The organism is Stenotrophomonas bentonitica (assembly GCF_002887735.1).
Lineage (GTDB): Bacteria > Pseudomonadota > Gammaproteobacteria > Xanthomonadales > Xanthomonadaceae > Stenotrophomonas > Stenotrophomonas bentonitica_A.
The window spans coordinates 417,804-430,676 of sequence record NZ_PKQP01000002.1; the positions used below are offsets into that span (position 1 = coordinate 417,804).

At 67.7% G+C, this 12,873-nt stretch carries 11 protein-coding genes; 10 read left to right on the top strand and 1 reads right to left on the bottom strand.

Features of this window, described 5'->3' with window-relative positions; genetic code table 11:
• Positions 1-90: 90 nt before the first annotated feature.
• From C0R07_RS06275 to recJ, 10 genes are all read left to right on the top strand, one after another.
• Positions 91-348, top strand: a complete 258-nt coding sequence (locus C0R07_RS06275) for a FeoA family protein (RefSeq protein ID WP_019182966.1) — start codon at positions 91-93, stop codon at positions 346-348.
• Complete coding sequence (gene feoB / locus C0R07_RS06280) at positions 345-2,204, top strand: ferrous iron transporter B (protein WP_070472889.1); 1,860 nt, start codon at positions 345-347, stop codon at positions 2,202-2,204. Before C0R07_RS06275 ends, feoB begins: the two co-directional genes overlap by 4 nt.
• Positions 2,204-2,458 (top strand): DUF6587 family protein, encoded by a 255-nt coding sequence (locus C0R07_RS06285; protein WP_070427290.1) that lies wholly within the window; start codon positions 2,204-2,206, stop codon positions 2,456-2,458. Before feoB ends, C0R07_RS06285 begins: the two co-directional genes overlap by 1 nt.
• A 66-nt stretch (positions 2,459-2,524) precedes the next feature.
• Positions 2,525-3,265 carry a 4-hydroxy-tetrahydrodipicolinate reductase gene (gene dapB / locus C0R07_RS06290; RefSeq protein WP_083279902.1) on the top strand — a complete coding sequence of 247 codons (741 nt, stop codon included), beginning with the start codon at positions 2,525-2,527 and terminating at the stop codon, positions 3,263-3,265.
• A 241-nt stretch (positions 3,266-3,506) separates the two neighbouring features.
• Entirely contained in the window at positions 3,507-4,637 is a 1,131-nt protein-coding gene (gene carA, locus C0R07_RS06295; protein ID WP_019182959.1) for a glutamine-hydrolyzing carbamoyl-phosphate synthase small subunit, read from the top strand.
• Positions 4,637-5,191, top strand: a complete 555-nt coding sequence (locus C0R07_RS06300; RefSeq protein WP_019182958.1) for a hypothetical protein — start codon at positions 4,637-4,639, stop codon at positions 5,189-5,191. Before carA ends, C0R07_RS06300 begins: the two co-directional genes overlap by 1 nt.
• Before the next feature lie 54 nt (positions 5,192-5,245).
• Positions 5,246-8,488 (top strand): carbamoyl-phosphate synthase large subunit, encoded by a 3,243-nt coding sequence (carB, locus tag C0R07_RS06305; protein ID WP_070472886.1) that lies wholly within the window; start codon positions 5,246-5,248, stop codon positions 8,486-8,488.
• 8 nt (positions 8,489-8,496) lie between these two features.
• Positions 8,497-8,961 carry a transcription elongation factor GreA gene (greA, locus tag C0R07_RS06310; RefSeq protein ID WP_026069738.1) on the top strand — a complete coding sequence of 155 codons (465 nt, stop codon included), beginning with the start codon at positions 8,497-8,499 and terminating at the stop codon, positions 8,959-8,961.
• Positions 8,962-8,966: 5 nt separating this feature from the next.
• Positions 8,967-9,887 carry a phosphoglycerate mutase gene (locus C0R07_RS06315; protein WP_102788432.1) on the top strand — a complete coding sequence of 307 codons (921 nt, stop codon included), beginning with the start codon at positions 8,967-8,969 and terminating at the stop codon, positions 9,885-9,887.
• Between the two features lie 162 nt (positions 9,888-10,049).
• A complete protein-coding gene (gene recJ / locus C0R07_RS06320) occupies positions 10,050-11,783 on the top strand; it encodes a single-stranded-DNA-specific exonuclease RecJ (protein WP_102788433.1) in 1,734 nt (577 codons plus the stop codon).
• A gap of 18 nt (positions 11,784-11,801) precedes the next feature.
• Here the strand turns inward: recJ and C0R07_RS06325 are convergent, their stop codons facing one another.
• Positions 11,802-12,851: a DUF1176 domain-containing protein gene (locus C0R07_RS06325; protein ID WP_070472877.1), complete on the bottom strand. Its 1,050-nt coding sequence runs from the start codon at positions 12,849-12,851 to the stop codon at positions 11,802-11,804.
• Between the last annotated feature and the right edge of the window lie 22 nt (positions 12,852-12,873).

Genomic DNA, 12,873 nt, shown 5'->3' on the forward strand with positions numbered 1-12,873 from the left:
ACAGATCATAGCGGGCCGTTGGTCACGGACAATGACGCGGCGCGGCGATGGTAGAATTGATAACCATTCCTATCATCGAGAAGGCGCTCCGTGACGTTGTCCGATCTGGCGCTGTACAGCTCCGCCCTGGTGGAGTCCGTGCAGGAACTACACGCAAACGATGCGATCGCCCGCCGCCTGAAGGAGCTTGGCTTCGTCAAAGGGGAAGAGGTCCGTCTGGTAGCCCGTGGTCCGGTCGGCGCCGAGCCGCTGCTGGTGCAGGTCGGGTTCACGCGCTTCGCCCTGCGCCGCAGTGAGGCCGCCCGCATCGTGGTCACCGCGCTGCAGGGCCAGGAGGCCCGCGCATGAGCGCTGCCGCCAACGCCCTGCGCATCGCCCTGGTCGGTAATCCGAACAGCGGCAAGACCGCGCTGTTCAACCAGCTGACCGGCAGCCGCCAGAAAGTAGCCAATTACACCGGCGTAACCGTGGAGCGCAAGGAAGGCCGCCTGCGCGCGCCGTCCGGCCGCGAATTCGCCGTCCTCGATCTGCCGGGCGCCTACAGCCTGCAGCCGGCCAGCCTGGACGAGGCGATCACCCGGGACCTGTGCCGGGGCTTCTACCCGGGCGAGGCCCCCCCGGACGTGCTGCTGTGCGTGATCGATGCCACCAACCTGCGCCTGCACCTGCGCTTCGCGCTGGAACTGCGCGAGCTGGGCAAGCCGATGATCGTGGCGCTGAACATGGTCGATGCGGCCGAGCGGCGTGGCATCAAGATCGACGTCCAGGCGCTGGAACAGGCGCTGGGCGTGCCGGTGGTCGAGACCGTGGCGGTGCGCCGCAACGGCGCGGCCAGGCTGGTGGAGCGCCTGGATGCGATGGTGCCGCACCTGCAGGCCCCGGTGGCGGTGCCCGCGGCGCAGGCCGACTACCACGCCCAGGTGCGTGACATCCTCGCCGCCTCGGTCAGCATGCCGACGCGGACGGCGAAGATCGACGACGCGCTTGACCGCTGGCTGCTGCACCCGGTGTTCGGGCTGCTGACCCTGGCGGTGGTGATGTTCCTGATCTTCCAGGCGGTGTATGCCTGGGCCACGCCGGTGATGGACCTGATCGAGGCCGGCACGGCCGCGCTGGGGGGCTGGATCGGCGGCGCGCTCCCCGAGGGCCCGCTCAACAGCCTGCTTACCGACGGCATCATTGCCGGCGTGGGGGGCGTGATCGTGTTCCTGCCGCAGATCCTGATCCTGTTCGCCTTCATCCTGGCGTTGGAAGAATCCGGTTACCTGCCGCGCGCGGCTTTCCTGCTGGATCGCATGATGGCCGCGGCCGGCCTGTCCGGCCGTTCGTTCATCCCGTTGCTGTCCAGCTTCGCCTGCGCGGTGCCGGGCATCATGTCCACCCGCAGCATCCAGGACCCGCGCGACCGGCTGGCCACGATCCTGGTCGCGCCGCTGATGACCTGTTCGGCGCGCCTGCCGGTGTATGCGCTGCTGATCGGCGCCTTCATCCCGCAGAAGCAGATCTGGGGCGTGTTCAACCAGCAGGGCCTGGTGCTGTTCGGGTTGTATGCGGCCGGCATTCTCAGCGCGCTGCTGATGTCCTGGACCATGAAGAAGTGGCGCCGCGACAAGAGCGAGCATCCGTTGATGCTGGAACTGCCGTCCTACCGCATCCCGCACCCGCGTGATCTGGCGGTGGGCCTGTACGAGCGCGGCATGATCTTCCTCAAGCGCGTGGGCGGCATCATCCTGGCGCTGACCATCCTGCTGTGGTTCCTGCTGTCCTTCCCGGGCGCGCCGGAGAACGCGACCATGCCGGCGATCGACTACAGCTTCGCCGGTCAGATCGGCCACGCCATGGCGGTGTTCTTCGCGCCGCTGGGCTTCAACTGGCAGATCTGCATCGCGCTGATTCCGGGCCTGGCCGCGCGTGAAGTCGCGGTTGCCTCGCTGGCCACGGTCTACGCACTGTCGGCCGCCGATGACGATGCCGCCAGCCAGGCGCTGACCCCGCTGATCAGCGATGGCTGGTCGCTGGCCACCGCGCTGTCGCTGCTGGTCTGGTACATCTACGCGCCGATGTGCATTTCGACGCTGGCCACGATCAAGCGCGAAACCAACTCGTGGAAGCAGATGGGCTTTGCCACCTTCTACCTGTTCGCGGCCGCGTACATCGCCTCGCTGATCACCTACCAGGTGACCGTGGCCTTGGGTGGCGGCTGATGGAGACCGGCCTGCTGCTGCAGTACGCCGTGATCGCGCTGGCCGTGCTGGTCAGCGCGTGGGTGGTGATGAAGAAGCAGTTCCCCGGCACCGTGCGCAAGGCGCGCGGGGCGATCGCGCTGGGGCTGGTGAAGCCGCAGCGCGCCGCCTGGCTGCAGGCGCTGGGCCGGAAGATCGCACCACCTGCCACGGGTGGCGGTGGTGCGTGTGGCGGCTGCGACAGTTGTGGGCCGACGCCCCCGAAGCAGCACTGAGCCGCCAGGGCAGGGCTGCGCCAAAACCTCTTGTGCAGCCTCACCACCACCCGCTAGCCTGCGTGCATGACTACCACTCCCCTACGTTTGCTCATCCACGGTGCCTCCGGCCGCATGGGCCAGGCGCTGCTCCGTCTTGCCGCCGACAATCCCGCCCTGCAGGTCGTGGCCGCGGTCACCCGCCGCTCGCCTGCCCAGCGTGTGGTGGACGGCGTGCCGCATTTCGCCAGCAGCGAGCTGGCCGGCGCGCCCCAGTTCGATGTCGCCATCGATTTCAGCCTGCCCGAGGGCTTTGATCCGGTGCTGGCGCTGTGCGTGGAGCGCGGTGCGGGCTTCGTGTCCGGCACCACCGGCATCAGCGAGACGCAGCGCCAGGCACTGATCCAGGCGGCGGGCCGGATTCCACTGGTCTGGGCCTCGAACTTCAGCCTGGGCGTGGCGGTGCTGGATGAACTGGTGGAGCGGGCCGCAGCGGCGCTGGCCGGCTGGGACTGCGATATCGTCGAATCCCACCACACCCAGAAGAAGGATGCGCCTTCCGGTACCGCCCTGACCCTGGGCGCCGCGGCGGAGAAGGGCGGGGCGCACCCGCACTACGCCAGCCTGCGTGCCGGGGACATCGTGGGCGAGCACCTGGTGCAGTTCACCGGGCTGGGCGAGCGCATCGAGCTGACCCACCGCGCCACCAACCGCGACATCTTCGCCCGTGGCGCGCTGTTTGCCGCGGCCCAACTGCCGGGCCGCGCCCCGGGCAGCTATCGGGTCCGCGACCTGCTGGATGGCGCCAGCCCGCCGCCCGCCGTCTGAATGGGGCCCGCGCGGCCCGCTGGGGCAGGCGCCTGAACCGGCGCCATGCCCTCTGTCGGGCTGAATAGGGCAATTGCACGCGGATACTGGCGTCGAACCCGGCTTCCCTTTACAATTCCCGCTCGCCGAATCACGACAGCCGGACCGGTCCAGAACCGCAGTCCGCGCTTTTTTGCAGCCGCTTTTTCGTGAAGCGCAGGCGTGACTTCGGCGACCCCTCGGTAGCCAAAGTGAGATTTCCGTGACCCAAGCCGCAATCCTCGTCCTCGAAGACGGCACCGTATTCGAGGGCGAATCCGTAGGCGCGCCCGGCCTGTCCGTTGGTGAGGTGGTGTTCAACACCGCCATGACCGGCTATCAGGAAGTGTTGACCGATCCTTCCTACGCCCGGCAGATGGTCACGCTGACCTACCCGCATATCGGCAATACCGGCATGACCGACCAGGACGACGAAGCGGCCAAGGTGTGGTCGGCCGGCCTGATCGTGCGCGATGTGCCGCGCCGCCCGAGCAACTGGCGCAGCCAGGTGTCGCTGCAGGATTGGCTGATCCAGCGCGGCGTAGTCGCCATTTCCGGGATCGATACCCGCAAGCTGACGCGCATCCTGCGCGAGCGCGGCGCCCAGAACGGTGCGCTGATGGCCGGCGAAGGGCTGAGCGTGGAAACGGCGCTGGAAGCGGCCCGCACGTTCCCCGGCCTGAAGGGCATGGATCTGGCCAAAGTGGTCAGCACCGACAAGCGCTACACCTGGACCGAGGGCCAGCTGGATCTGGACAGCAACGCCTTCGTCAACGCCGCACCGCGTTTCAAGGTGGTGGCCTATGACTTCGGCGCCAAGCTCAACATCCTGCGCATGCTGGCCGAACGCGGCTGCGAGCTGACCGTGGTGCCGGCGCAGACCCCGGCCGCCGAAGTGCTGGCGATGAACCCGGACGGCGTGTTCCTCTCCAACGGCCCGGGCGACCCGGAACCGTGCGATTACGCGATCGCCGCCATCAAGACCTTCCTCGAGAAGAAGGTGCCGACCTTCGGCATCTGCCTGGGTCATCAGCTGCTGGCGCTGGCCTCCGGTGCGAAGACGGTCAAGATGGGCCACGGCCATCACGGCGCCAACCACCCGGTCCAGGACCTGGACGGTGGCCGCGTGATGATCACCTCGCAGAACCATGGCTTCGCGGTGGATGAAGCCTCGCTGCCGGCCACCCTGCGCGTGACCCACCGCTCGCTGTTCGACGGCACCAACCAGGGCATCGCCCGCACCGACGTGCCGGCGTTCTCGTTCCAGGGCCATCCGGAAGCCTCGCCGGGCCCGCATGACGTCGGTCCGCTGTTCGACCGCTTCGTGACCCTGATGGCCGAGGCCAAGGCGTGATGCGCAGCCCCGTGCTGCTGCTGTCGCTGTTGTGCTTCACCGGTGTGGCCCAGGCCGCACCGGCCACGGATGCGGAGGTGCGGGCGGTGGTCCAGTCGCTGGGCCTGGGCACGCTGGGCACGGACATGGCCAAGCTGATGGTCGACAACGTGCCCGCGCTCAATGCGCTGCCCGAGACCGATCGCCAGTGCGCGCATGCGCCGATCAAGAGTCTGCTCGACGCACAGTTCCGTCGTTCGGTGATCTCCGGCCTCGGCAACGACGGCGACGAGGTGATCGCGGAGTGGTCGCGCTTCCTGGGCACCCCCGGGGGCAAGAGCCTCTCCTCGGCCTTCGCCGCTGCGAATCCATCGACGATCGCCGAAAAGTCCAACGTGGATCTGAGTGAAGCCGAGCGCGCCGAAGTGGCTGCGTTCCTGGCCAGCCCGGCCTACACCCGCTTCATCGCCACGCTCGACATCGAATCGGAGCTGCCCGACGACATCGGCGTGCAGCTGGCCAAAGGACTGCAGGACCAGTGCCGGATCGCGCTGAACCCCGACGATATTTCCTGATCGACAGCGTGCGATCACCCCCATCTGCCTCGCTGTCCAGACTTAGAGAAGACAATGCCCAAGCGCACTGACCTTAAAACCATCCTCATCATCGGTGCTGGCCCGATCGTCATCGGCCAGGCCTGTGAGTTCGACTACTCTGGCGCGCAGGCCTGCAAGGCACTGCGCGACGAGGGTTACCGCGTGGTGCTGGTCAACAGCAATCCGGCCACGATCATGACCGACCCGGAGATGGCCGACGCCGTCTACATCGAGCCGATCAACTGGCAGACGGTCGAGAAGATCATCGCCAAGGAAAAGCCCGACGCGCTGCTGCCGACCATGGGTGGCCAGACCGCGCTGAACTGCGCGCTGGACCTGGCCGACAACGGCGTGCTGGAGAAGTACAACGTCGAGCTGATCGGCGCCAAGCGCGACGCCATCCGCATGGCCGAAGACCGCGAGCTGTTCCGCGTGGCGATGGGTGAGATCGGCCTGGAGTGCCCGTCCGCCGCGGTGGCGCACACGCTGGAAGAAGCGATCGAGATCCAGACCCGCGTCGGCTACCCGACCATCATCCGCCCCAGCTTCACCCTGGGCGGCAGCGGTGGCGGCATCGCCTACAACCGCGAAGAGCTGGTCGATATCGTGACCCGCGGCCTGGAGCTGTCGCCGACCACCGAAGTGCTGGTGGAAGAGTCGGTGCTGGGCTGGAAGGAATTCGAGATGGAGGTGGTGCGCGACACCGCCGACAACTGCATCATCGTCTGCTCGATCGAAAACCTGGACCCGATGGGCGTGCACACCGGTGACTCGATCACCGTGGCCCCGGCCCAGACCCTGACCGACAAGGAATACCAGCGCCTGCGCGATGCCTCCATCGCCGTGCTGCGCAAGATCGGTGTGGACACCGGCGGCTCGAACGTGCAGTTCGGCATCAGCCCGACCACCGGCCGCGTGGTGGTGATCGAAATGAACCCGCGCGTGTCGCGCTCCTCGGCGCTGGCCTCCAAGGCCACCGGCTTCCCGATCGCCAAGGTCGCGGCCAAGCTGGCCGTGGGTTACACCCTGGACGAATTGAAGAACGAGATCACCGGTGGCCTGACCCCGGCCTCGTTCGAGCCGTCGATCGACTATGTCGTCACCAAGATCCCGCGCTTCGCCTTCGAGAAGTTCCCGGCCGCCGACGCACGCCTGACCACCCAGATGAAGTCGGTGGGCGAGGTGATGGCGATGGGCCGCACCTTCCAGGAGTCGCTGCAGAAGGCCCTGCGTGGCCTGGAAACCGGCAAGATCGGGCTGGACCCGACCGGCCTGGACCTGGCCAACGAAGACGACATCACCACCCTCAAGCGCGAGCTCAAGGCCCCGGGCCCGGAGCGCCTGTTCTTCGTGGGTGATGCGTTCCGCGCCGGCTTCAGCGTGGAAGAGGTCTTCGCGCTGTCGCACATCGACCCGTGGTTCCTGGACCAGATCGAAGAGATCATCCAGGCCGAGGCCGAGGTGGCCGCCGACGGCATCGATGCACTGGACGCCGCACGCCTGCGCAAGCTCAAGCGCGCCGGTTTCTCCGACGCCCGCCTGGCCGAACTGACCGGCACCAACGAAGCGGCCGTGCGCGCGCTGCGTCGTGCCCACAAGGTACGCCCGGTGTACAAGCGCGTGGATTCGTGCGCCGCCGAGTTCGCCACCAGCACCGCCTACCTGTACTCGACCTACGAGGACGAGTGCGAAGCGGCCCCGAGCAACCGCGACAAGATCATGATCCTGGGCGGCGGTCCGAACCGCATCGGCCAGGGCATCGAGTTCGACTACTGCTGCGTGCACGCCGCGCTGGCGCTGCGCGATGATGGCTTTGAAACCATCATGGTCAACTGCAACCCGGAAACCGTCTCCACTGATTACGACACCTCCGACCGCCTGTACTTCGAGCCGCTGACGCTGGAAGACGTGCTGGAGATCGTCGAGCTGGAACAGCCCAAGGGCGTGATCGTGCAGTACGGCGGCCAGACCCCGCTGAAGCTGGCGCGCGCGCTGGAAGCCAACGGCGTGCCGGTGATCGGCACCTCGCCGGACTCCATCGATCTGGCCGAAGACCGCGAGCGTTTCCAGCAGCTGGTGGACAAGCTCGGCCTGAAGCAGCCGCCGAACCGCATCGCCCGCAACGACCAGGAAGCCCTGCTGCTGGCGCGCGAGATCGGCTACCCGCTGGTGGTGCGCCCGAGCTACGTGCTGGGCGGCCGCGCGATGGAAATCGTGTACGGCGAATCCGACCTGGCCCGCTACGTGCGTGACGCGGTGAAGGTGTCCAACGATTCGCCCGTGCTGCTGGACCGCTTCCTGGACAATGCCGTGGAAGTGGACGTGGACATCATTGCCGACAAGGACGGCAACGTACTGATCGGCGGCGTGATGGAGCACATCGAAGAAGCCGGCGTGCATTCGGGCGATTCGTCCTGCTCGCTGCCGCCGTACTCGCTGTCCGCTGAAACCCAGGCCGAGCTGCGTCGCCAGGTGGTGGAGCTGGCCAAGGCCCTGAACGTGGTCGGCCTGATGAACACCCAGTTCGCGATCCAGGCCGGCGAGAACGGCGAAGACATCGTCTACCTGCTGGAAGTGAACCCGCGTGCCTCGCGCACCGTGCCGTTCGTCTCCAAGGCCACCGGCATGCCGCTGGCCAAGATCGCCGCGCGCTGCATGGCCGGCAAGACGCTGGCCGAGCAGGGCGCCACCAAGGAAATCGTGCCGGGCTACTACTCGGTCAAGGAAGCGATCTTCCCGTTCGCCAAGTTCCAGGGCGTCGACCCGATCCTCGGGCCGGAGATGCGCTCCACCGGTGAGGTGATGGGCGTGGGCCGCAGCTTCAGCGCCGCCTTCGCGCGTGCGCAGGAAGCCGGTGGCATCAAGGCCCCGCCGCTGGGCAAGGCCTTCGTCTCGGTCCGTGATCCGGACAAGAAGCGCGTCCTGCCGGTGGCCCAGGCCCTGCTCGAGCGTGGCTACACCCTGGTCGCCACCCGTGGCACCGCGGCGTGGCTGCAGCAGCACGGCATGGACTGCGAGATCGTCAACAAGGTCGTCGAAGGCCGTCCGCACATCGTCGATTCGATCAAGAACGGCGAGATCGTCTACATCGTCAACACGACCGAAGGTCGCGCGGCGATCAACGACTCGTTCTCGATCCGTCGCGAGGCGCTGCAGCATCGGGTCACCTATTCGACCACCATTGCCGGCGCCAAGGCGCTGGTGCAATCACTGGAATTCCGCGGGACCGGCCCGGTCTGGTCGCTGCAGGAACTGCACAAGGAGTTGAACGCATGAGAGCACCGATCACCCTGAAGGGCGCGCAGCGTCTGCGCGAAGAGCTTGACCACCTGAAGTCGGTCAAGCGCCCGAAGGTCATCGCGGCGATCGCCGAGGCCCGTGAGCACGGCGATCTCAAGGAGAACGCCGAGTACCACGCCGCGCGCGAAGAGCAGGGCTTCATCGAAGGCCGCATCAAGCAGCTGGAAGGCGAGCTGTCGCATGCCGAGATCATCGACATCACCAAGCTCAACGCCGGCAGCAAGGTGGTGTTCGGCGCCACGGTCGAGTTGTCGGACGTGGAGAGTGATGAAGAAAAGCGCTACCAGATCGTTGGCGACCTGGAAGCGGACATCAAGCTGGGCCTGATCGCGATCTCCTCGCCGCTGGCGCGCGCCCTGATCGGCAAGCTGGAAGGCGATGCGGTCACCATCGACGCGCCGGCCGGCCAGCGCGAGTACGAAATCGTCAGCGTCCAGTACCTGGACTGACCGCGATGGCCACGGCGACGTTGTTGCTGCCGGCGCGCAGCCGGTTTCCGGCGGCGCCGCTGCCCGATGACGTCGCCAAGGCGCTGGGGCGTGCCGAACGCCGCAGTGCCGATGCGGGCGAGCGCGCCCAGCTGCGTCGGCATTTCCAGACGCAGCCGGACGCGTGGTCGGCCGCAGCCCTGACCCGCCAGCTCGATGTTGGCGATGCCGATGGCGCGGCCTGGCTGCGGGCCGATCCGGCGAACGTGGTGCCGGACATGCATGGCGCCCGCCTGATGGGGCACGGGGATACCCTGCGTCCCGATCTGGCCGATGTCATGCACCTGCTGCCGGCGTTGCAGCCGTTGTTTGCCGGGTTCGGTTTCGTGCTGGATGCCCCGGTGCCGTCGCGCTGGTACCTGCGTCTTCCGCCGGGCACGGCCCTGCCAGCCTTTGCCGAGCCGGATGAAGTGCTCGGCGATGATCTGTTCGCCCATCTGCCCGAAGGCGATGCCGGCCGCCGCTGGCGCGCCCTGCTGACCGAAGCGCAGGTGGTGCTGCACCAGCATGCGTGGAACCAGCAGCGCGTGAGCGAGGGCAAGCGCGCGATCAATTCGCTGTGGTTCTGGGGTGGCGGTGAGCTGCCCGAACGTGTGACCACCGCGCATGCCCAGGTCCGCAGCCGCGATGCGCTGCTGCAGGCGCTGGCCAAGGCCGCGGGTCTGCAGGCCGATGGCGAGCAGACCGTGGATGCCCTGGTGGACCTGCGCCAGCTGCGTTCGCTGGAACAGCTGGGCAACGATGCGATCCGCCCGTTGCTGGCGGCGATCGCACGCGGGGAGTTGAAGCGGCTGGTGCTGGATTTCGAGGACGGCACCCGCGTGGAGATCGACAAGGCCCAGCGCTGGCGGTTCTGGAAGAAGCCGGTGCAACTGCACGAGCTCTGAGTCCGTCGAAGAACCGCGGGACAGTGGCCGTCTCCGGCGCGCCATCCACGCATGGCGTGGATCTACCGTTTTACTGCCGGTATTCCGGGGTAGATCCACGCCATGCGTGGATGCGTTCCCCGGGCAGTATCATGGTCGCGCACGTCATCGATCGAGCCCGTTTTGACCCAGTCTGAAGCACCCCGTATCCAGCGCCGTCCTGCCGCCGCCGCCAGCGAGTGGCCCTCGTCCATGTTGCCGTTGCTGCAGCGCCTGTATGCCGCCCGCGGCGTCACGGATGCCGCACAGGCCCAGCCGAAACTGGCCCAGCTGCTTGCGCCTGAGCTGCTCGGCAGCATGCAGGCTGCGGTGACACTGCTGGCCGATGCGATCGCCAACAACGAACGCATCCTGATCGTCGGTGATTTCGACTGCGACGGCGCCACGGCCTGTGCGGTTGGCGTGCGCGGCCTGCGCATGCTCGGCGCGCGCGATGTTGTGCATGCCGTGCCCAACCGCATGCTGCACGGCTATGGGCTGTCGCCGTCACTGGTGGCCGAACTGGCCCCACTCAACCCCGGGCTGCTGGTCACGGTCGACCATGGCATCGCCTGCCACGCCGGCGTCAACGCCGCCAAGGCGCTGGGCTGGAAAGTACTGGTCACCGATCATCATCTGCCGGGCGAGCACCTGCCGCCGGCCGATGCCATCGTCGACCCCAACATCAGCGGCGATGCGTTCCCCAGCAAGGCGCTGGCCGGCGTCGGGGTGATCTTCTACGTGTTGATGGCGCTGCGCCGCCACCTGCGCGAGCAGGGCGCGTACGCCACGGCCCCGGAGCCGGACCTGCTGACCCTGCTCGACCTGGTCGCGGTCGGTACCGTCGCCGATCTGGTGGCGCTGGATGACAACAACCGCGCCCTGGTCTCGGCTGGCCTGCGCCGCCTGCGCAGCGGCAAGGGCTGCGTCGGGCTGCAGGCGCTGATCGAAGCCAGCGGGCGCGATGCCTCGCGGCTGACCGGCAGCGACATCGGTTTCGCGCTGGGCCCACGTTTGAATGCGGCCGGCCGGCTGGAAGACATGGCGCTGGGCATCGAACTGCTGCTCACCGAAGACCGCGCACATGCGCGTGAGATCGCCACGACGCTGGAGTCGATCAACACCGAGCGCCGTGCGGTGCAGCAGTTGATGACCGACGACGCCGAGCTGGCCGTGTCCCGTGCGGTGCTCAGTGCCGAGGGCGTGCGCCCGGTTGCGGCCTGCCTGTTCGATGCCGAGTGGCATCCGGGGGTGGTGGGGCTGGTGGCGTCGAAGATGAAAGATCGCCTGCATCGGCCGGTGATTGCGTTTGCGCCTTCAGAGCCAGGTGGCGATTCGCTGCGTGGCTCGGCGCGCTCGATCCCTGGCTTCCATATCCGTGACGCGCTGGCCTTGGTCAACGCCGCGCACCCGGGCATGATCGACAAGTTCGGTGGCCACGCCATGGCCGCCGGCCTCAGTCTGCCGCACGCGCAGCTGGCCGCCTTCGAGCAGGCCTTCGTGGAGGTGGTGGAACGTACGCTGGACCCGCTCTCGCTACAGCAGCTGCTGCTGACCGATGGCGAGCTGCTGCCGCAGGAACTGGATTTCGCCCATGCCGAGGCGCTGCGCCTGGCCGGGCCGTGGGGGCAGGGTTTCCCGGAGCCGTTGTTCGATGGTCACTTCCAGGTAGCCCGCTGGCAGGTGCTCAAAGAGAAACACCTCAAGCTGAGCCTGCGCGTGCCCGGCCGTGCCGAGCCGATCAGCGCCATCCACTTCAGCGGCTGGACCGGCAATGCACCGGCCAACCAGGTGCATATCGCCTACCGGCTGGTCAGCGATGATTACCGGGGCGGCGGCGCGATCCAGTTGATTGTGGAGCACTGCGCCGACGCGTGACGGCGGCGCGGATGCGGCTTACTCGCGTACCTGCGTCACCAGCGTCGGCATTTCCCAGGCGCCACCGGCGGCAACCAGGCGGCACAACCCGGTGCTGGAATCGGCCGTCTTCACGAACTGCGAGCCGGTCCAGCCCCACGTGGTGGTGGACCAGCAGTCGCCGAGGCCACGGCCCTTCTGCGCCTCCTGGATGGTGCGCACCTCATCCCCCACGGCTGCCGTGGTGACCAGCCGCGGCTGGTACGGCGCGCGGTCGTTGATCACCCAGTAGCCGTCGCCGGTGTTGTAGGCCCCGCGCCAGCAACTCAGCGACACCAACAGCTTGTCGGCACTGAGCCGCTGTACGGTCAGCGCTTCGGGTTCGCCGTCCGGTGACAGGCTGCCGCCGGCGCCCAACGCTTCGCAGTCGTCGGCCGACGTCACCGCGGCCAGCGCGGCGCGCAGCGCGGGCGACGCGGCGAGCGCCGTATCCGCCGGGCGGGTGGCCACCGGCTTGCCCAGCTGCACGACCGGCACCGGCAGTGCGGGCGGCACCGAGGACTCGGCCAGCGTGCCCTTGCGCATCAGCGCACCGGGTGTGCCCAGGCGGCCCTGGAACGCATCCATCTTCAACAGCACGGCCGAGGCGCCCTGATCGGAAACCGTCCAGCGCGCGCCATCGTCGCCCATAAGCTCGATGCGGCTGTTGCGTGCCAGCGAAGCGAGCAGGGCAGCGAGTTGCTTCGCGGAAAAGTTGGCGGTGCCCTCGGCGGCATCGAACTGCATCGGGCCCAGCGAGGTGCCATTGATACTCAGGCTGAGCCGCTTGGTGGCCGTGTTGTCGTCGTACTGGCCGAGCATCAGTTCCGCGTGGACCGGTTGATCCGGCCCGCCCGCGCGGGTGAGCAGGATCGAGACCGGGTCGCCGCCATTGTCATCGGCCTGATAACCGGCGGCGCGGCAGGTGCGGGTGTTGTCGCAGGCCAGCGTCCAGTCGTGGTGGGTGAACGTCACGCCCTCGATGGGGGCGGCGGCGTTACCGGGCAGGGCGAGCCCCAACAACAGCGGGGCGGTCAACAACAGGCGCATGCGGCATCCTTGGTCCATCAAT

What these genes read in the sequence shown, in the direction of transcription:
- feoB (WP_070472889.1), top strand. Translation starts at nt 345, where the DNA reads ATGAGCGCTGCCGCCAACGCCCTGCGCATCGCCCTGGTCGGTAATCCG.
- C0R07_RS06285 (WP_070427290.1), top strand. Translation starts at nt 2,204, where the DNA reads ATGGAGACCGGCCTGCTGCTGCAGTACGCCGTGATCGCGCTGGCCGTG.
- dapB (WP_083279902.1), top strand. Translation starts at nt 2,525, where the DNA reads ATGACTACCACTCCCCTACGTTTGCTCATCCACGGTGCCTCCGGCCGC.
- C0R07_RS06300 (WP_019182958.1), top strand. Translation starts at nt 4,637, where the DNA reads ATGCGCAGCCCCGTGCTGCTGCTGTCGCTGTTGTGCTTCACCGGTGTG.
- carB (WP_070472886.1), top strand. Translation starts at nt 5,246, where the DNA reads ATGCCCAAGCGCACTGACCTTAAAACCATCCTCATCATCGGTGCTGGC.
- C0R07_RS06315 (WP_102788432.1), top strand. Translation starts at nt 8,967, where the DNA reads ATGGCCACGGCGACGTTGTTGCTGCCGGCGCGCAGCCGGTTTCCGGCG.
- C0R07_RS06325 (WP_070472877.1), bottom strand. Translation starts at nt 12,851, where the DNA reads ATGCGCCTGTTGTTGACCGCCCCGCTGTTGTTGGGGCTCGCCCTGCCC.